Annotated in this window: 16 protein-coding genes; 10 read left to right on the forward strand and 6 right to left on the reverse strand. The window is 65.1% G+C overall.

Annotated features, from left to right (window positions below):
- On the reverse strand, nucleotides 1-354 hold a 354-nt coding region (locus PO883_RS30525), incomplete at its 3' end, for a biliverdin-producing heme oxygenase (protein WP_289313115.1).
- Nucleotides 355-588: 234 nt separating this feature from the next.
- Here PO883_RS30525 and PO883_RS30530 point away from each other — a divergent pair.
- On the forward strand, nucleotides 589-1,386 hold the full coding sequence (locus tag PO883_RS30530) for a hypothetical protein (protein WP_289313116.1): 798 nt from the start codon (nucleotides 589-591) through the stop codon (nucleotides 1,384-1,386).
- Nucleotides 1,383-2,762 carry a hypothetical protein gene (locus PO883_RS30535; protein ID WP_289313117.1) on the forward strand — a complete coding sequence of 460 codons (1,380 nt, stop codon included), beginning with the start codon at nucleotides 1,383-1,385 and terminating at the stop codon, nucleotides 2,760-2,762. Before PO883_RS30530 ends, PO883_RS30535 begins: the two co-directional genes overlap by 4 nt.
- On the opposite strand, the gene PO883_RS30540 is transcribed toward PO883_RS30535, so the two are convergent.
- The gene (locus tag PO883_RS30540) at nucleotides 2,749-4,092 is read right to left on the reverse strand and encodes a DUF3422 family protein (RefSeq protein WP_289313118.1); all 1,344 of its coding nucleotides are present in this window, start codon (nucleotides 4,090-4,092) and stop codon (nucleotides 2,749-2,751) included. The two genes, PO883_RS30535 and PO883_RS30540, sit on opposite strands and share 14 nt — an antisense overlap.
- A 23-nt stretch (nucleotides 4,093-4,115) precedes the next feature.
- A complete protein-coding gene (gene greB / locus PO883_RS30545) occupies nucleotides 4,116-4,679 on the reverse strand; it encodes a transcription elongation factor GreB (protein ID WP_289313119.1) in 564 nt (187 codons plus the stop codon).
- Between the two features lie 97 nt (nucleotides 4,680-4,776).
- On the opposite strand from greB, the gene PO883_RS30550 reads away from it, so the two are divergent.
- A complete protein-coding gene (locus tag PO883_RS30550; RefSeq protein WP_289313120.1) occupies nucleotides 4,777-5,370 on the forward strand; it encodes a hypothetical protein in 594 nt (197 codons plus the stop codon).
- 27 nt (nucleotides 5,371-5,397) lie between these two features.
- On the opposite strand, the gene PO883_RS30555 is transcribed toward PO883_RS30550, so the two are convergent.
- Entirely contained in the window at nucleotides 5,398-6,912 is a 1,515-nt protein-coding gene (locus tag PO883_RS30555; protein WP_289313121.1) for a S9 family peptidase, read from the reverse strand.
- Between the two features lie 151 nt (nucleotides 6,913-7,063).
- Here PO883_RS30555 and PO883_RS30560 point away from each other — a divergent pair, with 151 nt between their 5' ends.
- From PO883_RS30560 to PO883_RS30575, 4 genes are all read left to right on the forward strand, one after another.
- Nucleotides 7,064-7,720, forward strand: coding sequence for a response regulator transcription factor (locus PO883_RS30560; protein WP_289313122.1), 657 nt, complete (start codon nucleotides 7,064-7,066; stop codon nucleotides 7,718-7,720).
- Nucleotides 7,717-9,081: an ATP-binding protein gene (locus PO883_RS30565; RefSeq protein ID WP_289313123.1), complete on the forward strand. Its 1,365-nt coding sequence runs from the start codon at nucleotides 7,717-7,719 to the stop codon at nucleotides 9,079-9,081. Before PO883_RS30560 ends, PO883_RS30565 begins: the two co-directional genes overlap by 4 nt.
- A 103-nt stretch (nucleotides 9,082-9,184) precedes the next feature.
- Complete coding sequence (locus tag PO883_RS30570) at nucleotides 9,185-9,946, forward strand: PEP-CTERM sorting domain-containing protein (RefSeq protein ID WP_289313124.1); 762 nt, start codon at nucleotides 9,185-9,187, stop codon at nucleotides 9,944-9,946.
- Nucleotides 9,947-10,017: 71 nt separating this feature from the next.
- Complete coding sequence (locus tag PO883_RS30575; protein WP_289313125.1) at nucleotides 10,018-10,773, forward strand: PEP-CTERM sorting domain-containing protein; 756 nt, start codon at nucleotides 10,018-10,020, stop codon at nucleotides 10,771-10,773.
- A gap of 36 nt (nucleotides 10,774-10,809) precedes the next feature.
- Here PO883_RS30575 and PO883_RS30580 read toward each other — a convergent pair whose 3' ends face one another.
- Both PO883_RS30580 and PO883_RS30585 read right to left on the reverse strand, forming a co-directional pair.
- Nucleotides 10,810-11,520 carry a phosphodiester glycosidase family protein gene (locus tag PO883_RS30580; protein WP_289313126.1) on the reverse strand — a complete coding sequence of 237 codons (711 nt, stop codon included), beginning with the start codon at nucleotides 11,518-11,520 and terminating at the stop codon, nucleotides 10,810-10,812.
- 41 nt (nucleotides 11,521-11,561) lie between these two features.
- A complete protein-coding gene (locus PO883_RS30585) occupies nucleotides 11,562-15,848 on the reverse strand; it encodes a putative Ig domain-containing protein (RefSeq protein ID WP_289313127.1) in 4,287 nt (1,428 codons plus the stop codon).
- Nucleotides 15,849-16,061: 213 nt separating this feature from the next.
- Between PO883_RS30585 and PO883_RS30590 the strand changes: the two genes are divergently transcribed.
- The 3 genes from PO883_RS30590 to PO883_RS30600 all read left to right on the forward strand — a co-directional run bounded on the left by PO883_RS30590 (nucleotide 16,062) and on the right by PO883_RS30600 (nucleotide 19,635).
- Entirely contained in the window at nucleotides 16,062-17,240 is a 1,179-nt protein-coding gene (locus PO883_RS30590; protein WP_289313128.1) for a sensor histidine kinase, read from the forward strand.
- Nucleotides 17,241-17,249: 9 nt separating this feature from the next.
- A complete protein-coding gene (locus PO883_RS30595; protein ID WP_167088784.1) occupies nucleotides 17,250-17,897 on the forward strand; it encodes a response regulator transcription factor in 648 nt (215 codons plus the stop codon).
- Nucleotides 17,898-18,033: 136 nt separating this feature from the next.
- Nucleotides 18,034-19,635 carry a GGDEF domain-containing protein gene (locus tag PO883_RS30600; RefSeq protein WP_289313129.1) on the forward strand — a complete coding sequence of 534 codons (1,602 nt, stop codon included), beginning with the start codon at nucleotides 18,034-18,036 and terminating at the stop codon, nucleotides 19,633-19,635.
- Nucleotides 19,636-19,659: the final 24 nt, after the last annotated feature.

Below are 19,659 nucleotides of genomic sequence, written 5' to 3' on the forward strand. Positions count from 1 at the left end.
CAGCACCGCCCCGCCCAGTTGCGAGCCTTCGATCACATACGTCACGCCCCAGCGGTACGCCGCGCTGGCGGCACTCGGCCACACGGTGTCGTCGTCAGGGCGCGGATCGGCACGCACCCCGCCCAGCGCCGGATCGGCCAGATCGGCATCGATCAGCGCAACCCGCGCCTCCGCCGGCAAGCTGGCCTCGCCTTGCGGACCATCGCTGTAAGGCGCCAGCCAGGCTTCCAGGGGAGACAAGCAGCGCCGCAGCATGTGCAAATGGTCGCTGTAGTGCTGCAAGCCGGCGTCCGGCTGGGCCAGCGGCATGCCGGCGTCGAGCACGGCATGACGGTCGGCCGTGGCGATGCGCAACGCGCTCAGTGCGTCGGCTTGCGCGCGGTTGGGATGTTGATTGATAGACTATTCCTGTTCTGTAGAGCATTCTCATCACAGTCTATCAGCCCTGCTACCGCGTACGGTTTACAACGACGAACTCATCCGCAGTGTCAACATTATTTTTTTATTAATCAGATTGATGCCGTAAAAAAATGGCGTGATAACATCGCCGGCCATACCCACTCTCATCACCTGTCCGGAAGCCACTCCATGGGATATCGCCATTTTCTGCACCCGCTCTCGTTCTGCCTGGCCGCCACGGTCATGGCCGACGCCTGCGCCGTCGAGCGCACCGAAACCGTCGAATGCGAGCTGGCCGATGGCAGCGCCTTCGTCCTCCAGGCCAAACATAGCTGGATCCCGCTGGCGGTGTTCGCGCGCCATGCCAACGCGCGCGAGGACCAGGATGACTTCACGGTGTACTACCGCGCGCGCGGCGCCGCAGAACTGGTGGACACGGGCGCGAAAATGGAACACCAGCACCTGGAGCAAGACAGCAATATGGAAGTCCTGTGCGCCCGCCTGGGCCTGTACGAAGGCCAGCCGGGCACCGGTGCTTCCCTGCGCATGCCGGGAGAAAAGCGCTTCTGGGTACCGGCGCCCCCCGTCATGGGCCAGCGCGACGAGGTTCAACAGCAGCGCGTCGATGCGCAGTTGAAGCAGCGCGGCTTGAGCGTGATGAATGAAAACAGCGCCATGGCCATCCGCCAGGGCAAGCTGGTGCGGGAACTGCCCTTGTACGCGGCCAAGGCGCCGGCCTGCGCCGAACGCAGCGGCCAGCAGTGCCCGGTGAGCGCCGTGCTGCGCACGACCTCAAGCGACCGTGGCGAAACCTGGCAGCCGGCCAGCATCGAAACGGCGCCCTATTTCTTCAAGACCGGCGTGGCGCTCGCGCGGCAAGCCGGCGTGGCCCACCCTTCCGCGCGCAGCCTGCGCAATTACCGTCACCGCGACGAGAACGGCGCCAAGCCGCTTGAGCAGCCATGCCCGAAGGAATGCACCGAATGAAAACCACGCTTGTGACCGCAATGGTGCTGGGCCTGCACGCCCAGTCCGGCTTTGCCCAGGACCGCCTGGAATGCCTGCTGCCCCAGGGCGGCCGGATCGTGATGGAGGGCAGCTGCGAAGCACCCTACAGCAATCGTCCGGAAACCTGCGATACGCGCTACGCCACGCGCTACCACGGACCGGATGGCGCCGCGCCGGTCGATCTGGGCATCACCTCGCTGCGCCGCACCGACGACTCCGGCACGCCGGCCGAGATGTGCGCCCATTTTTATGTCAAGGGTGACACCGTGCATGCGCCCGGCACCGAGCCGGAGCATTACCGCACGATCGCCAAGGGACACCTCGCAACGATCATCGCCAAGCCCCATTACGATAAAGCCGTCGAGGCCGAGGCCAACCGCGAATCGGCGCGGCGCGCGCTGAGCCATCCCGGCTATGGGCGCATGGCGGTGCAGGGCAGCACCTGGGTGCTCGAACAAGCGCTGACGCGCTGGCACTGGGGCCACTATGCCGATGCCAAGTTTTACCGGCAGCCGGTCTCGCAGGTGTCGCAAACGCTGTCCACCGACCAGGGCAAAAGCTGGAGCGCGCCAGTCATCACCAGCACGTCCAGATTGTTCACGATCGGCACCTCGGCACTGGACCAGCCGGACGGCGCCAGGCCCGGCGCCGTCAGCATCGCCGACAAGCGCCTGGAACGGCGCGCGCTGATGGCACAGGGCAAGCAACTGGTACTGCGTTGCCGCCTGCCCGATCAATCCGAGTTTGTGCTTTCCGGCATGCTGCCGAACGAGGAAGACCTCCAGCGTCAATCCGCCGGCGAACTGCCGCCCTTCGTGCCGCTCGTCTCGATCAGCTATGTCGGCGCGCCGGGCCGGGCCGCCATCGACGTCGATGGCGACATGGCCATGCTCATGGGCTTGCCGACGAGCGCCGCGGGTCCCATGCAGGATCAGGTCTGCAACAGCGCCGGCCTGGCCAATGGCGTTCCCTACATCGGCATCACCATGCTCGACCAGGATGGCAAGCGCTTCACCCGATTCGCGTATCCGGACAAGATCTGGTTTCCGAGCCACCCGCCGCGCCAGCTCGGCGAATTGCTGATGCGTCAGGACCTGATTATGGGCTACAACGTTGCGCTCAGCCGTCGCGGCAAGCTGATCGGGCTGGAATACCCGCTCGTATCGCGGCAATGCGCCAGCGCTGGCCGGGGCGACAAGGCTCCCGTCTGTCCGGTCGGCGGCGTGCTGCGCAGCGAATCGCAGGACAACGGGGCCAGCTGGTCCGATCTCGCCTTCTCGAAAGCATCCTGGATCTTCACGCCCGGCAAGCCACTGGAGCAGCAGCCCGGACGCGCCACACTCAAGACCGAATAGCCTGGCGGCTCACATGATGATGCATGCGGCGCAGCCCCAGCCAGACAATGGCGAGCATCACCGGCATGGCGGCGCCGGTCACCATGTCCGGATTGATCGGCACGCCAGCCGCCTTCATGGCCTTGCCCGCATACGCGATCAGCCCGATCGAATAGTAGGAAATGGCCACCACCGACAGTCCCTCGACCGCCTGCTGCAAGCGCAGCTGCTGGGCCGCGCGCGCGTTGAGCGACTCCAGGATGCGCCGGTTCTGCTGTTCCTGCACGATGCCCACGCGCGTGCGCAGCAAGTCATTGGTGCGGCCGATGCGCTCGGCCAGCGCTTCCTGGCGCCGCACGGTCGATTCGCACGTGTTCATGGCCGGGGCCAGGCGCCGGTCCATGAATTCGCGGATGGTCGGCACGCCCGGAATGCGCGCTTCGCGCAACTCCTCGATGCGCGCCTGCACCAGCCGGTAATAGGCTTTTGAAGCGGCGAAACGGTAACTGTTTTCCAGCGCCAGCTTTTCCATGCGCGCGGCCAGCACCGTGATTTTTTGCAGCAAGACTTGCTCGCCGTCGGGCGCATCCGGCGTATCGGGAATCGCATCGCTCGCATCGGTCATGCCCGCCGAGAGGCGCGCCAGGTCGGCCTCGATGCCGTTGAGCACGGGCGCGGCCAGCTGCGCTTGTGGCAAGCCCAGCAGCGCCATCATGCGGTAGGTTTCGATTTCCAGCACCCGCTGCACCAGGCGCCCGGCCTGCTGGTACTGCATGCCCAGGTCCTGGATCACGACCCTGCCGAAACCATCGGGCGCGATCGCGAAATCGGTCCAGACCTTGGCAAAATTCTGGCTGTCGCAGCCGACCAGCAGATTGCCGCCAAACACGTGGCGCATCTCGGTCAGCGACGCGCTCACCTGCTGCAAGGTCACGTGGGTGGCGGCCATCACCTTGCCTTCCAGGCTCAGCAGCCACTCATCGGGAACATGGCGCAGCGGCACCTGCTCGAACGCGTGCTCGGCCGCAACAGGCTGGGCGCGCCGCTCGGCGAAGGTATAGGTGGAAAACTCGGTATGCGACTCCCATTGCAGGCGGAAATTGCCGAAATCGTGGAAAAAATAGCGCGCTTCCGGATGCGGCGGCGCCACCCCGAAATAGCGGCACAGGCCGGCCAGCAACTGGTTCTGGCACGCCAGCTGATGCGCATCGGCATCACCCTCGTCGCGCGCGTAGACCGCCAGGTGGGTCAGCGTTTCGGGGCCGTTCAGGCGCAGCGACGGGCGCGAATGGACTTCGGCCGCCAGCGGTATGCGCAAGACGTGGTTGAAAGTGGCATGGGAAATCGACATCGCTAACTCGCTAAAATGGAAAATCAATCCGCGACCGGGGCCGGATAGTGCACGCTGAGCACTTCCAGCTCATCCGGGCCGAGTGGCGTCTGCAAGGTGATCAGATCGCCTTCCCTGGCCTTGGTCAGGGCGCGCGCCACCGGCGAGACCCAGCTGATCTTGCCATTCAGCGGGTCCAGTTCGTCGATGCCGACGATGGTGACGGTGTGTTCCTCGCCCGCGCTGTTGGCATAGGTGACGGTGGCGCCGAAGAAAATCTGGTCGTTGCCATGCTGGACGCTGGGATCGACCACGGCGGCCGAATCCATGCGCTTGGTCAGGAAGCGGATGCGGCCATCGATCTGGCGCAGGCGCCGCTTGCCGTAGATATAGTCGCCGTTTTCGGAACGGTCGCCGTTCGAGGCCGCCCAGTGCACCACCTTGACCACCTCGGGCCGCTCGACATCGATCAGTTGCAGCAGCTCATCCTTGATGCGCTGGTAGCCGGCCGGCGTGATGTAATTCTTGGCGCCCGCGGGAATGGCTTGCGCCAGCGCGATGGCTTCCTCGTCGTCGTTATCGGCTTCTTTGACAAATGCTTTATTCATGCGTCTCATTGTAATGGCGCGCGCGCTTCCTGTCCGGGCGATACCCGATTTAAGCGGCGCCGGGGTTTTCACGTATCATGAAACCAAAGGGAGGACCATGACACAAGCCAAGCGACGCCGCTATCGACTGCTCGCCCCGCTGGTGTACCTGGCGGCGCTGATCCTGCTGCTGGAAGAGTGGCTGTGGGATATCGGCACCCGCGTCGGCGCCGTGATTGCGCGCTGGCCGCCGGTGCGCGAGTTCGATACGCGCATCCGGGCGCTGCCGCCCTATTGGGCGCTGGGCGCCTTCGCCCTGCCCGCTGTGCTGCTGTTTCCGGTCAAGCTGCTGGCCCTGATCGCAATTGCCAACGGGCATCCTGTGACGGGCGTGCTGGTGATCCTGCTGGCCAAGATCGGCGGCGCGGCGGCGGTCACGCGCCTGTACTCGCTGACCCTGCCCAGCCTGCTGACCCTGGCGTGGTTCGCGCGCTGGCATGCCGTGTTCATGGCGTTCAAGGACAAGTGGGTAGGCAAGCTCAAGGGAACCCTGGCGTACCAGCGCACCAGCCGCACGGCGTTCGCGTTGCGCGAGCGCCTGCGCAGGGCGGTCAAGGCGTTCCGGCGGCGCGGACGGGGCGGCCGCCACAGCATGCGCCCGACCCGCATCCTGCGCCGTTTCGCGGCCATGTGGCGCGCCCGGCGCCGTTGAGGCCGGGCCTGCGCAGACAGGCGCTGTTTAAAACCGGCTGAAGAAATCACGCGCAGCAACTTCGCACGCGACGTTCGCCATGAATCCATGATAATTGTCGGGCGTCGTGGGGTCGGCGCCGCTATCGATCACCGCTTGCCTGATTGCCGCAAAGATGGTTTTCGAGCGCGCATACGGATCGTTCTCGGTCACCGGCGAATCGACGTCGAGCAGCTGCGCCGCGCCGCCGTGGGCTTGAAAATAGGCCTGCGTCAGGCGCGCATGAGCGAAACCGACTTCGGGATCGCCGTTGCCGCCGCACAGTAACATCGGAGCACGTGGCACCCAGGTGCGCAAGTCGTTTTTCAACCATGCGGCGCGCATCGGATGGGCCGGCGCGCAGGCCAGCGGCGCCTGCGGCGACGTCACCGGGCAGGGATGGGCGGCGATATCGGCCAGCAAGCGGCCCAGGTAGCCGGCGTTCATCAGGCTGTGCGCGGGCGTGCCGAAGTAGGCCTTCCGGGTGGCGTCCAGCGCGGCGTAATTGGCCATGTCCTGGCTCAGGAAATACATCGGAAATTTTCCCTCGGCGACCAGCCTGGTCAACGGCATGGCGGTCGGCAACAGGGTTTCCATCGCGCCGGCGTAGCTGCCGGAATAGACTTCCGACGGTGTCGCATACAGATTGCCATACGCTTTCTGCCACGCCGTTATCTGCATCACGAGCTGGAGCTGGGTCGACAGCGAAAAAGCGCGCGGATCATCGAGCGCGCCGCTGGTCCCCAGGGCCTCGTAGTCCAGGCTCTCCGCATAACTGCCGCTTTGCGGCGCCGACGCCGTCACCTTGATGCCGGCCGCCTGCATGGCGCGGTGGGTGGCCATCGCGACATAGCCGCCTTCCGAATAACCGGTGATAAACAGCTTGCCGTTCTCGCCGGCCGGATGCGCCAGCCCCGCCAGCGCGGTGCGCGCGGCGGCGAGCGCGTCGATCATGTCTTTCGATTGCTGATCGGCGATATGGTGCGGATGGTAATTCAAGCGCGAGGTGTCGTAACCGGCATAATTGGGCGCGACGACAATATAGCCCTGGGCGGCATACAGGGCGGCCGGCGTGCCCACCCTGCCCGCGCCTTCGTTCGTGGCATCGCTGATGTCGGCCATGTTCAGCTTGCGCTGGAACGAACTGCCATGCCCGTACAACAAGACCGGGCGCTTGCCCTCGCAGGCCGGACCGGCGCCGGTCGGGACCAGCAGTGCGGCGGAAGCCGTCGTCGGTTCGCCCGCCGCGCCGACCGTGTTGTACTCGACGTGATGGAAATCGATACCGCACTTGGGCGCACCGGCGATCAGCAGCAACTGGGTGCCGAATTTGTTTAATTGCGTGCCGACGCCGGCCGCGTCGAGCGACAACAGGCGGGTCGGCGAATTGCGCAGCAGCGCGCCGCGCCCGGCCGCTGTATCGGCCGGGCCCTGGCTGGATGGCGAACCGCCGCAGCCGCTCAGTAGAACGGCGAGCGCGGCGCCGAGGGGCAGGAATCGGATAGATGGAATTGCGTTTGGCATGGGGCCTCCGGTGGATGATCACAATTGCTGGCCTGCCGATTAGCGGGCGGGAGCAGCATCGGCATTATGCAAACGCCAACCTTCGGGTTTGCCAAAGACCGACGGCGCGGCCTTTGGCTGGCCTTAAGAATCGGCTCGGTATAATCGGGCGATGCACCTACTACTCATTGAAGATGACCTCGATTTCGGGCGCGCCTTGCAAGGCGCCCTCAAGGCCGAAGGCATCAGCAGCGAATGGCTGCGCCGCGCCGGCGATGCGCCGCAGGGTTTTCACGACATGCCGTTCGACTGCGTGCTGCTCGACCTGTCCCTGCCCGATGGCTGCGGTCTGGACTTGCTGGCGCGCTGGCGGCGCGGTGTCAACCCGGTGCCGGTGATCGTGATGACGGCGCGCTCCGGACTCCAGGACCGGCTCGCTGGCCTGGATAGCGGCGCCGACGATTTTCTCGTGAAGCCGTTCGCGACCGAGGAACTGATGTCGCGCATCCGCGCGGTACTGCGGCGCTATGCGCGCCAGGCCAGCGAGCAATGGGTGATCGGCGCCTTGACCATCGAGCCGCGCCGCTATCTGGCGCGGCTCGGCGATGAAACGCTCAAGCTGTCGCCGCGCGAATTCCAGCTCTTGCTGGAACTGGCGCGCGAACCCGGTGCCGTGGTCGCCAAGGGCGCCCTCGCGCAACGGCTCGATCCGCTCGGTGAACCAGTCGATTTCGCCACGATCGAAGTGCATATTTCCAACTTGCGCCGCAAGATCGGGGCCGGGCGCATTCACACCGCGCGCGGCATCGGCTACGTGCTGGTGCCATGAGGCCATGGCGCCGTCCGACGCTGGTGCGGCGTGTCATGGCCGCGCTCGGCATGGCCTTCCTTCTGGTGTGGGGCATGCTGCTCGGGTATGAATACCTCCGGTTCAAACAAGAATCGGAGCAGAATTCAGGCGTGCAAAAAGTCGGCACGGCCTTGTATGCGGCACTGGTCCGGCTCGAGCGCCCGGACCAGGTACAAGCCGCCGTCGCCACCACGGCGATCTGGCTCAATCAACTGCGTCACGACGCGAACAACTTGCCTGACGATCTAGTGTTCGAGCTACGCGACCGCGCGGGCCGCCTGGTGTATACGTCGAGCGCAGCGGCCAGGCGTCCCCCGGCAGCGGTGGCGGGCCAGGCCGGCGGCGCCGCTTACTGGATCTACCAGCGCGACGCGCCCGATTGGTCGCTGCGCATCGCCGAACCCAAACCGGAACGCTCGGCCACCCTGGGCGGGCTGGGACGCGGACTCATTCCCTATCTGCTCATTTCCCTGCCCTGCGTGGTGCTGCCCTTGTGGCTCGCCGTGCACCAGGGCTTGCGGCCATTGCGGCTGCTGGCCGAACGCATCGCGGCGCGCCAGCGTGACGACCTGTCGCCGATCGGGATGGATCCGAAATATAGCGAATTGCGGCCGCTGGTGGCGGCCTTCGAGGAACTGCTCGCCAAGTTGCGCGGCAAGGCGCAGCGCGAACGCGCCTTCATTCAGGATGCGGCGCACGAACTGCGTACCCCGATGGCGGTGATATCGACGCAAGCGCATGTCATTGCGCGGGCCGCCGATCCGGCCGAACGCCAGCAGGCGCAAGAGCATCTCAACCTGGCCATTGCGCGCGCCTCGCACCTGACCCGCCAGCTGCTTGAGCTTGCAACGCTCGATGAGATGGAGCCCGCCACATTCGAGACCGTCGACGTCGCCGATATCGTGCGCCAGTTGTTGGCGCAACAAGTGCCCGGCGTACTGGCGCGCCGCATGGACCTGTCGCTCGATGCGCCGGACACATTGAACTGGTCCGTGGAAGTGGCCGCTTTTCAATCGATCGTCACGAATTTGCTCGACAACAGCCTGCGCTATGTCCCGCTGGGCGGGTGCGTGCTGGTCTGCCTGCGTAGCGATGACACGGCGCTGATATTGTCGTTCGCCGACGACGGCCCCGGCATTCCGGAAGACCAGCGCGAGCACATCTTCGAGCGCTTTTACCGGGGACGCGGGCACGATACCCCCGGCTCTGGCCTGGGCCTGGCGATCGTCAGGCAAGCCGCCGCGCGCGCGGGCGGAAGCGTGCGGATCATCCCTGGCCTGCATGGGAAGGGATGCGGTGTCGAGGTGCGCTTGCGCTCATCCCGCCTGGCCGCACAGTGACATCCGGCACAGTTCTGTTGCTTTACATGGCATATTAACCAAATGCCACGTATTCTAGTCAACAGTCTGTCCATACGCGACAGTCAACTTCCCAAAGGCACACATGTACGCGCACCTGAACAAATTTTCTCTTTGCGCACTGGCGCTGGCCGCCGCGTGGGCGCCCGCCCAGGCGGCGAGCAGCACGGTGGCCGCCAGCATCGACCACTTCCAGTACCAACTCGTCGACCTCGACCTGGCCGACGGCATTTCCCCATCGATCATCTTCGGCGACGAGCGCTGGTCGAGCGAGACCTACGGGGCGGGCCAGCACCAGAGCCTCGCCGCGCCCGGAACCACCTCGATCGTGACCGCATTCGGCACGTCCGGCACCACGCTCTCGCGCGGCACCATGTCGTCCACGGCAAGCCTCAATTTTCCCGTCCCCGCCGATGGCGTCAAGCACAGGTACGGGAACCGTAACTCTTATGCCGCCTCGTTCACCCTCAGCCCCAATACCCAGCTGATTTTTACCGGCGTGGCCAGGCTGTCCGAACAACTCGCGCAGAATTTTGATTACTCTGGCAGTCGTATCGCAATGCAAGGCACGCTGGGGGACGAAGCTGATTGGACGAGTACGTTCAAGAAGTCCTACGATGCAAACAACGGCTCGGCTACCGTCAACCTGTACGGGATACTGATGTCGGACGCCCAGGCACGCCAGGGCCAATTCTCCCTGGAGACCGCCGTTTCTCTTTCCGCGCCGATCGCGCCGATCCCCTCCGTTCCCGAACCGTCGAGCTACGCCATGCTGTTGGCTGGAACATGTTTGGTGGGCGCGCTGGCGCGCCGCCGGCGCCGGCCAGTCGCCGGCCAAGCGGCATGAACGCCGCCGCCACTGCGCATTCCCGTCCGGTCGGCACGACCGCGAACCACCATCCTGATCGAAAGTCCACCATGCACCACCCATTGAAGATCGTCGCCGGCCTGTTTGCAGCCGGCATCCTGGCCTGCGCCCCGGCCCATGCGGGTCATGCCAAGGCCAGCGCTAGCCTGAGCAATATCGAGTTCGTCCTGACCGACCTGGACTTGACTGACAATATCAGCCCGAGCATTACTTTCTCCAGCCAGGACGGCGGCGGCTCCTACTTCTTTTCCGCTGCCGGCGAACCGAGTCCCGTGGACTTTGTGCAGGGCTACGGGGCGATCAGCCGTATTGTTCCCAATGGCGGCGTCAGCTTGAGCAACGCCGCCACCAGCATGTACGCCGAAGCGCACACGGACACGCTGCCCTCCTCCCTTGGAGCCAGTTCCTCCACATACCAGCTCTCGCGCTTTATCTTGTCGCCATCGACCCGGCTCACCTTCTCGGCCCAGGCCGATACATTCATGGACCAGGACGGGCTCACGAAGGCACTGTCGATTGCCGGCATCAGCGGCGATTTAACGACCTACATCAATGGCGTGTCGGGTCGCGACGCGTTTACCATGAAACTGACCAACACGCAGGGACAGCGCAGCCAGCTGCTGCAAGGCGCGTTCGAGACGGGAAAGGCGGTCGGCAGGGGCAGGCTCAATGCCATGGCCTCCGTCGAGTTGTCCTACTTTTCCGGCACCCCGACCTCGCCGGTACCTGAACCGGCAACGTACGGCATGCTGGCGGCCGGCCTGCTGGTGATCGGCGCGGCGCGCAGGAAAGCGCGCCAGGCCTGACGCAGGCAGGCGCCGGGGCAGGCGCCAGCGCCTGCCTTAGCGCGGGGCCGGCTCCACCACGCCCAGGATCGGGCCCAGGGGCGGGCCGAAGTCGGCGCGCCCCTGGTCGGTCGAGAACAGGCTCGATATCGAGCCGTCCAGATACAGTGCGTTCTTGCAATGGAGCGTATCGCGGAAGTAGGCGGCAAATTCGTGCAAGGTGACCGCCACGTTGCTGATCACAAAAATCGCTTTGCCATCGAGCACGCCGACGCCATTGCGTACGTGGCGCGAGCGCGAGTCGGCCTCGAAGCGCGGATGCAGCCTGCCATCGATGACCAGCATGGGGCCGGACTGGGTCGCCAGCCGCACCTCGGCCGCCTGCGCCGCGTAGGCCGCGGACGCGAGCACCTGCGGCCCGCTCTTGCTCACGAAGAAAACGCCATTCGGCTTGAGGAAGAAATTGCCCTGGCCATCATCCAGGTTCAGTGGCGCCAGTTGCTTGCCATTTTCCACATGCAAACCCACCGGTGCGAAACCCGGATGGTACATGCCGGCGTTGACGGCAAACACCAGCCGCTGCTTGCGCTCCAGCAGCCAATCCCGCAGGCGGCCGAAGCTCTTGAAAGGCTGGCCCGTCTCGTCATTGAGAAACAGGCGCAGCTCCTGGCGCGCAGGATCGACCGTCACCACCGTGAAACGGGTGTCGGCCGCCTGGCACAAGGGGGCACACAGGAAAACAAGCAGGGAGAACAGGAGTTTTTTCATCGCTCCAGTGTAAGGCAATTCCCCCTGCCGCAGCCCGCCGCTTAGAACAGCAGCGGCGTACCGTCGGCCAGCGCGCTGCCGGCCAGCAGCGTTTGCACGCCCTTGGCAAAGCTCGCGCTGCCGATGATGGCCAGCCCCGCGTTCGTGCCCACTGCCGACAGGTCGCCATCGACCGCGTAGTGGTAAGCGAGGTCGCCGCCGATAGCCGCGGTATTGCTGCCGCCGCGCGAAAACGCCGCCAGCGATGCCGCCATGCTCCAGCTGGTCAAGGATGGGTCGGCGACGCGCGCCTGGTCGAACTTGCCGACCAGGCCGGCAAAGTCGAACAGCTCGACCTTATTGTCGTTGATCACGCTGGCCGAACCGGGCACGTAATCGGTGCCGCCCGCAGTCACCACCTGCAAGCTCTTCACGCTGGCGCCGGAAGCATACCAGCTGCTGAAGGTGATCTGGTCGCTCGCGCCCATCGTCAGCACCAGCGCGGCGCCAACTTGTTTCAGCGCCAGGTCGGCATAGGCGATGCCGTGGCCGAGCGAGAGCGTATCGCCGTTGCCGCCGGACGCCAGCACCCGGTCCTGGCCATCGCCCTTGTTGAAGGCAAGCAGGTTCATCCCGGTCCCGACGTCGATATTGTCGTTGCCCGTAGCGCCGATAAACAGTTCGCTGGCGCCCCCGCCGGACAGGTTGTCGTTACCCGCTCCGGCATGCAACAGGTTCGATTCCTTCGACGTGTCGATGAGCCGGTCGTTGCCTGCGCCGCCCAGCAGGATGTCGTAGCCCAGGGTGCCGTTCAGGGTATTGTCCGCGCCATTGCCCTTGATCAGGTTATTACCCTGGTTGCCCGTGCCGTTGATGGCTTGCGTGCCGGTCAGGATCAGCACTTCGACGTTTTGCCCCAGCGTCTTGGTCACCGAACTGAACAGCTGATCGAAGCCGTTGCCGGCCCATTCGGTAATCATGTCGCCCGCATGGTCGGCGTAATACGTATCGTTGCCGCCGTTGCCGGCCAGGGTGTCGGCACCCGCGCCACCATCGAGCACGTTGGCGGACCCATTGCCCGCGATCGCGTTGTTCAACGCATTTCCCGTGCCATTGATCGCCGCGCCGCCGGCCAGGGTCAGGTTTTCCACGTTGGCCGGCAGCACGTAGCTGATGCCGGTCGTCACGCTGTCGGTGCCCGCACCCGCGTCTTCGGTCACCACGTCGCCCGCCTGGCCGACCATGTAGCTATCGTTGCCGTTGCCGCCGGCCATGGTGTCTTCGCCCAGGCCGCCGTCGAGGCGGTCGTTGCCGTCCAGGCCGAACAAGGTATCGTTGTTGGCCTTGCCGGTCAGGATATCGTCGCCGGCCGTACCGGTCAGGGTCACGCGCGGGATCTGGGTGATCGTCAGCGCCAGGGTCGCCGTCGCCGCCAGGCCGCCAGCGTCGGTGTAGCGCACGACCACGTTGCTGCTGCCGGCGTCGCTCGCCGCCGGGGTGCCGCTGAAGGTGCGCGTTGGCGCATTGAACGACAGCCACGCCGGCAGTGCGCCGGCGCTGTAGCTGCCGGTGTCGCCCGCGTCGGGATCGGCAAAGGTCCCCGCCGGCACGCTGTAGCTGAAGGCCACGCCGTCGGCCAGCGTCTTGGCCGGGAGTGGCGTCGCCAGCACCGGCGCGCGGTTGGTATTGGCGACATTGATGTTGAACAGGCTCGATGCCGACAGCCCGCCCTGGTCGGTCGCGACCGCCTTGAGCGCATAGCTGCCGCTATCGTTGTAGCCGGCCGTGCCGTTGATGGTGCGCGTGGCCGGGTTGTACGCCATCCATGCCGGCAGCGCGCTGCCGTCGGCGCGCATCAGCACCACGTTCAGTACATCGTTCGGATTGGCATCCACGAACAACGGTGCGTTGACCACGAATGGCTTGCCTTCGGCCACGCTGGTACCATTGGCGGGCGCCGCGACGACCGGCGCCACGTTGGCCACGGCCACCGTCAACTTGAACGTGTCGCTGGCCGACAGCGCCGTGCTGTCGGTGGCGGTGACGCGCACCTCGACGCTGCCGCTGTCGGCGTGGCCCGGGATGCCGCTGAAGGTGGCGCTGGCCACGTCGAAATGCAGCCAGGAAGGCAAGGCGCCGCCATCGGCGCGCGCGGCCTGGTAGGCGAGCACGTCGCCCGCGTCGGCATCGGTGAAAATGCCCGGCTTGACCTGCATCGTGAACGGTGTGCCGGGGCTGGCGTCGGCGTCGTTGAGCGGGGTTTGCAGTACCGGCGCGTGCGGGCTCAGCTCGCTGAGGCTGGCGACGCTGCCGTTGGCAAATTCGATGCGCTCGAAGCCCGCACCGTTGCCGAACAGCTTGATCTGGCCGGTCGCACCGTAATAGATGTGCTGCTCGCTGCCCGCCGCGACCACCCGCAAGTCCGCGGCCGCGATGCCGGCGCCGAAGCGCAGCACATTGCCCGGTCCGCCGTTGTAGGCAAGTTCGTCGACAATCGCCACGCCATCGCCCAAGGCGAACACATAGGTATCGTTGCCGGCGCCGCCGAACAGGTAATCGTTGCCCGAGCCGGCGCGCAGCAGATCGTTGCCGGCGCCGCCGAACAGCAGGTCGTCGCCCGCGCCGCCGTCGAGGCTATCGTTGCCGTCGCCGCCGTCGAGCTGATCGTTGCCATTGGCGCCGCTGAGCAGGTCGTCGCCGCTCCAGCCGTTGAGGATGTCGTTGCCGCCCTTGCCGTCCAGGCGGTCGTTGCGCTCGGGGTAGCCCTGCAGCACGTTATTGCCCTCGTCACCGTTCTGGGTCAGGCTCAGCGCGATCAACTTGTCGCTGTCCCAGCGGGTGCCGTCGCTGAACTGGATTTGCACCGGCAAGCGCAACTGGCCGGGTCCGGTCGGGAGGGGTTCCGGAAGCAGGTCCATTTGCAGGGTCGCGGCGCTGCCGGCGATGCGTACCTGTATCTGGTACGGGTTTTGCGCCGACAGGCTCACGTCGGCCGGACGCACATCGGCCGCCATCATGATCGTGTTGTGGGCATCGTTGATGGGGCCGGGCAGCAGGACCGTCATGCCATTGTCGCGCCCGAACAAGATCATGTTGTTGCCCGCGCCGGGTTCGAGATGGTCGAAACCGGCACCGGGAATCAGGGTGTCGTCGCCATTGCCGCCAGCCAGGAAGTCGTCGCCGTTGCCGCCGATCAAGACATCATTGCCCTCCATGCCCTGCAAGTGGTCGTTGCCGTCGCCGCCGGACAGCATGTCGCTTTCCGGGCTGCCGTACAGATTGTCCGATGCGCTCGTGCCGAGCATGTCGGGCATCACCGGGCGCATGCTTTCCTGCTCGATCTGCTGGGCGTTCCAGACGGTGCCGTCGGCAAAGCGGATGCTGGTGCCGGGACGGTTCGCGAAATAGTCGGCCACCGTCAGGCTGTCGCTGGCGCCGCGCAGGGTGATCAGCAAATCGTTGCCCATGCCTTGCGCGGAACGCGTCAGTGCGATGCCGCCGGGCAGCACGTCGCTCAGCACGATATCGTGGCGGCTTGGCTCCCAGCCCTGGGACGGCGCCAATTGCAGGCGGTCCTGGCCCCAGCCGCGGCTGAACAGATAGGTATTGTTGCCGGCGCCGCCATCGAGGCTATCGTTGCCGCTGCCGCCGTCGATGAGGTCGTCGCTGGGGCCGGCCTGGATGCGGTCGTTGCCGGCGCCGCCCAGCAGCGCGCCATTCTGGCCGCTCATACTGGTCAGGACATCGTCGCCGGCGCCGCCGGCCATGTAGGCGGCGTAGCCATCGACCGTGTCGTTGCCGGCGCCCGCGTCCACATTGGTGCTGGCAAAAAAGCGGTCGTCCTGCTCGCCCAGGGTGACCAGCGGCATTGTATCGAGCGCAAGCTTGGTCAGGATGGCTTCGCGGTTCCACTGCATGCCGTCGGCGAACACGATCTGCTCGATGGCGCCCTGCTGCACCAGCACGCCGTTCATATCCAGCGGGCGATCGAAGTAACGCTCGACCAGGATGCGGTCCATGCTGCCGCGCAGCTCGATGTACAGGTTGGTGCTCAGACGCTGCAGATAGATGTCGGCCGGCGCGATGCCGGCGCCGAACAGCAGCCGGTCGTGCATGCCGGGCATGCTGCCGAAGGCACGCAAGGTATCCTGGCCGTCGCCCCGGTTGAACACTGCGGTATCGCTGCCCACGCCGCCATCGATGGTGTCGTCGCCAGTGCCGCCAACCAGGGTATCGTTGCCCTCACTGCCGAACAGCACGTCAGCGCCGCCCTTGCCTTCCATGAAATCATCCCCCCAGGTACCAGGCAAGATGTTGTTACCGCTATCGCCGACGATCGAATTTGCCATGAAACTTTCCTATAAAATTTGTCAATACATTGTTTTATAGAAATAGTAATGAGGCGTCAAGTTCGATGCTTACATTTAGTTGTAAAAGCATCCATTTCGCATGGCGCCAGCGCGGCACCTGCCCTGGCGCGTCGCCCCGGGGCGCGCAAAGGGGCGGCAGAGCGCGCCGTTTTTCCCGTATGATTCCAGGCATTATTCCTCCGCCGACCCTTGATGAGCCCAGTTCCACCCACCATCGCCCACACCATGAAGCCGTTCGTCAGCAACACGCCGGCGCTGGTGTACCAGTTCGAGCTGCATGCGGACGGCCGGGTGGCCTTTCCCTACCTGAGCGAGGGCTGCGCCGCCCTGCTCGGCCTGTCCGCCGCCGAGCTGCAGGCCGAACCCGGGCGCTTCATCGAACTGATCCTGCCGGAAGACCGCAAGAGCTACCTCGACGCCATGCACGCCTCGGCCGCCAGCCTGTCCGGCTGGAACTGGGAAGGCCGGGTCTGGATCCACGAGTACAAGGACCAGAAATGGATCAACCTGCGTTCCACCCCGCGCGCCATGCCCGACCACCCGGGCAGCGTGCACTGGGAAGGCTTGATGACCAATATCACGGCCAGCAAGCTCGAACAACTGGAAGTGACCCGCTCGCGCGCCCGCCTGGCCGAGCTGGCGGCCCACCTGGAACACGTCAAGGAACAGGAACGCACCCGCATCGCGCGCGAAATCCACGATGACCTGGGCGGCAACCTGACCGCCATCAAGATGGCCCTGATGATGCTGACCCAGCGCCTGCCGCCCGACCAGCCCCAGCTGGCCGAGCGCGCCGCCTATGTCGATGCGCTGGTCGACCGCACCATCGACGCGGTGCACCGCATTTCGCTCGACCTGCGCCCCTCGATGCTCGACTTCGGCATCGTCGCCGCGCTCGAATGGCAGGTCAAGGAATTCGAGAAGCAGAATGGCATCGCCTGCAGCTTCGCCTGTCCGGACAAGGACATCGACCTGCACCTGGACCATGCGACGGCGCTGTTCCGCATCTTCCAGGAAGCGCTGACCAATATCGCCAAGCATGCGCACGCCAGCCGGGTCGGGGTGCGCCTGCAATTGCTGCGCCAGCACATCGTCTTGACGATTGCCGACAATGGCGCCGGCATCGCCCTGGCCGACCGCCAGAAGCCGCAATCGTTCGGCTTGCGCGGCATGAGCGAACGGGCCCAGGCGCTGGGCGGCACCATGGCCCTGGCCGACGCCCCCGGCGGCGGCACGGTCGTGACCATCAAAATTAAACTCAGTTCCGCCAGAGCGAGGATAATGGCGGATGAAACACACGACGACAGCGCGGGACCGCACACGCCGGCCCCGCTTGCCCCCCCGGCGCCCGGCGCCAACCGAAACGAGTAAGAAGCAGCAATGACCGACAAAGCCATCATCCGGGTCTTCATCGCCGACGATCATGCGATCGTGCGCGAAGGCTTGAAACAAATCCTGGCCGAGTCGCCCGACATCATCGTCGCCGGCGAAGCCGAAGACGGGATCGAGGCGATCAAGCAGGTGCGCAAGGCCAGGTGCCACGTCATGCTGCTCGACATTTCCCTGCCCGACCGCAGCGGCATCGAGGTGCTCAAGCTGGTCAAGAAGGAGCATCCCGAGCTGGCCGTGCTGATGCTGTCGATGCACCGCGAAGACCAGTACGCGATCCGCTCGCTCAAGGCCGGCGCGGCCGGCTACCTGACCAAGCAGAGCGCGCCGCGCGAACTGGTGACCGCCATCCGCCAGGTGGCCGCCGGGCAAAAATATGTGAGCGCGGCGCTGGCCCAGGAACTGGCCAGCGCGGTCGGCGAAAACCACGATACGCCGCTGCACGACACCCTGTCGGACCGCGAATACCAGACCCTGACCATGATCGCTTCCGGCAAGACGGTGGGGGCGATCGCCAAGGAATTGTCGCTGTCGGTGAAGACGATCAGCGAATACCGCTCGCGCCTGCTTGTCAAGATGAAACTGAAGAACAGTGCCGAATTGACGCACTATGCGATCAAAAACCAGTTGATCGAATAAGTTTTTCGCGCGCCGCGCGCCAGGTTAATGCTCTGGAGTAAGATGCTTTACCTGCCTCTTTTCTAGAGATGGCAGGAAACAAACTCGCTTATCATTGGTGCATCAACGCCAAACCTGACTGAGGCACTGTTTTACCATGTCCACAACGCCCAACCCCGCCGCCCAGAATCCCGCCGAGATCGCGCGCGAGGCGTTCCGGCGCCTGGCCACGCGCCGCATCGCGCCAACCCCGGAAGCGTACCGCGAGATCTATAACGAGATCGCCGGCATCGCCGCCACGCCGCCCGCGCCCGAGGCGGCGCCGGCCGCGCCCGACGCCATCGTGGACACAGGCGCCGAAAACGTGCTGGGCGACTTCGCGGCCAAGCTGAGCGAGACCCCGGGCGAGCTGGCCGACTTCGGCCGCCGTTTCGCGCGCGCGCTCAAGATGCGCGACTGGGATGGCTACGCGCGCAACCTGACCCAGCTGCTCGAAAAACACATCCGCAAGAGCGGCGGGATCGAGCTGTCGGCGCTGTCGGCCATGTCCGACGAGCCGGACGCCAAGATCCTGCGCGACCTGCTCAGCCGCACCCTGAGCGTCGCGGTCGCCTCCCTGCTGGCCGATGCGCCGGCCCTGATGGCCGAAGCCGAAGCGCTGGGCGCGGCCGTCAAGGTCGCCGCCAGCGAGGAAGCCCTGAACGAGGTCAGCGTGCGCCTCAAGCAGTTGTGTTACCAGATCGACATTAAAAGCGGCGACGTCGGCGAACAGCAGGAATTGCTGCTGCGCCTGTTCAAGCTGCTGCTGGAAAACGTCACCGAACTGCTCGACGACGATAGTTGGCTGCGCGGCCAGATCGATTCGGTGCAGGAACTGATCGCCGGCCCGATCAACCAGCGCGCGCTGGAAGACGCCACCCGCAGCCTGAAGGAAGTGATCTACAAGCAGGGCCAGCTCAAGCACAACCTGTCGGACGTCAAGCTGACGGTGAAGAACATGATGCTCACCTTCATCGACCGCCTCAGTTCCGTGGCGACCACGACCGGCGACTTCCACGAAAAGATCGGCACGTTTTCCGAAAAGATCAGCCACACCGACAATATCGCCGAACTGAACGTGATCCTCGACGACGTGCTGCGCGAAACCCGCCTGGTGCAGACCGAAGCGCTCAAGTCGCGCGACCGCATGGTGCTGGCGCGCCAGGAAGTGCAGGAAGCCGAGCAGCGCATCCACACCCTGGAGGCCAAGCTCCAGCACATGAGCGAACTGGTGCGCGAAGACCAGCTCACAGGAAGCCTGAACCGGCGCGGCCTGGACGATGTGTTCGAGCGCGAAACGGCCCGCTCCGACCGCCGCGGCACGCCCCTGTGCATCGCCATGCTCGACCTGGACGATTTCAAGCGCCTCAACGATACCTACGGCCACCAGGCGGGCGACAACGCCCTCAAGCACCTGGTCAAGATTGTCAAGGAAACCATCCGTTCGATGGATGTGATCGCCCGCTTCGGCGGCGAGGAATTCTTGATCTTGCTGCCGGAAACCAATGTCGAAGCGGCGTCGCAAACCATGACGCGCCTGCAGCGCGACCTGACCAAGCATTTTTTCCTGCATGATAACGAAAAGGTATTGATCACCTTCTCGGCCGGGGTGGCCCTGCGCGCGCCCAACGAAGACCAGGCCAGCCTGGTGCGGCGCGCCGACAAAGCCATGTACCAGGCCAAGCAAACCGGCAAGAACCGCGTCGTGGTGGCCGACTGAGCACCTTCCCTTACCCAGGATGAC

Origin of the sequence: Massilia sp. DJPM01 (genome assembly GCF_030348125.1) — a bacterium.
Taxonomy (GTDB): Bacteria; Pseudomonadota; Gammaproteobacteria; order Burkholderiales; family Burkholderiaceae_D; genus Telluria_A; species Telluria_A frigida.

Excerpts from the sequence above, each read along its gene's own strand:
- PO883_RS30550 (WP_289313120.1), top strand. The coding sequence starts at position 4,777 with ATGACACAAGCCAAGCGACGCCGCTATCGACTGCTCGCCCCGCTGGTG.
- PO883_RS30565 (WP_289313123.1), top strand. The coding sequence starts at position 7,717 with ATGAGGCCATGGCGCCGTCCGACGCTGGTGCGGCGTGTCATGGCCGCG.
- PO883_RS30600 (WP_289313129.1), top strand. The coding sequence starts at position 18,034 with ATGTCCACAACGCCCAACCCCGCCGCCCAGAATCCCGCCGAGATCGCG.
- PO883_RS30535 (WP_289313117.1), top strand. The coding sequence starts at position 1,383 with ATGAAAACCACGCTTGTGACCGCAATGGTGCTGGGCCTGCACGCCCAG.
- PO883_RS30585 (WP_289313127.1), bottom strand. The coding sequence starts at position 15,848 with ATGGCAAATTCGATCGTCGGCGATAGCGGTAACAACATCTTGCCTGGT.
- PO883_RS30590 (WP_289313128.1), top strand. The coding sequence starts at position 16,062 with ATGAGCCCAGTTCCACCCACCATCGCCCACACCATGAAGCCGTTCGTC.
- greB (WP_289313119.1), bottom strand. The coding sequence starts at position 4,679 with ATGAATAAAGCATTTGTCAAAGAAGCCGATAACGACGACGAGGAAGCC.
- PO883_RS30570 (WP_289313124.1), top strand. The coding sequence starts at position 9,185 with ATGTACGCGCACCTGAACAAATTTTCTCTTTGCGCACTGGCGCTGGCC.
- PO883_RS30540 (WP_289313118.1), bottom strand. The coding sequence starts at position 4,092 with ATGTCGATTTCCCATGCCACTTTCAACCACGTCTTGCGCATACCGCTG.
- PO883_RS30560 (WP_289313122.1), top strand. The coding sequence starts at position 7,064 with ATGCACCTACTACTCATTGAAGATGACCTCGATTTCGGGCGCGCCTTG.
- PO883_RS30530 (WP_289313116.1), top strand. The coding sequence starts at position 589 with ATGGGATATCGCCATTTTCTGCACCCGCTCTCGTTCTGCCTGGCCGCC.
- PO883_RS30595 (WP_167088784.1), top strand. The coding sequence starts at position 17,250 with ATGACCGACAAAGCCATCATCCGGGTCTTCATCGCCGACGATCATGCG.
- PO883_RS30555 (WP_289313121.1), bottom strand. The coding sequence starts at position 6,912 with ATGCCAAACGCAATTCCATCTATCCGATTCCTGCCCCTCGGCGCCGCG.
- PO883_RS30580 (WP_289313126.1), bottom strand. The coding sequence starts at position 11,520 with ATGAAAAAACTCCTGTTCTCCCTGCTTGTTTTCCTGTGTGCCCCCTTG.
- PO883_RS30575 (WP_289313125.1), top strand. The coding sequence starts at position 10,018 with ATGCACCACCCATTGAAGATCGTCGCCGGCCTGTTTGCAGCCGGCATC.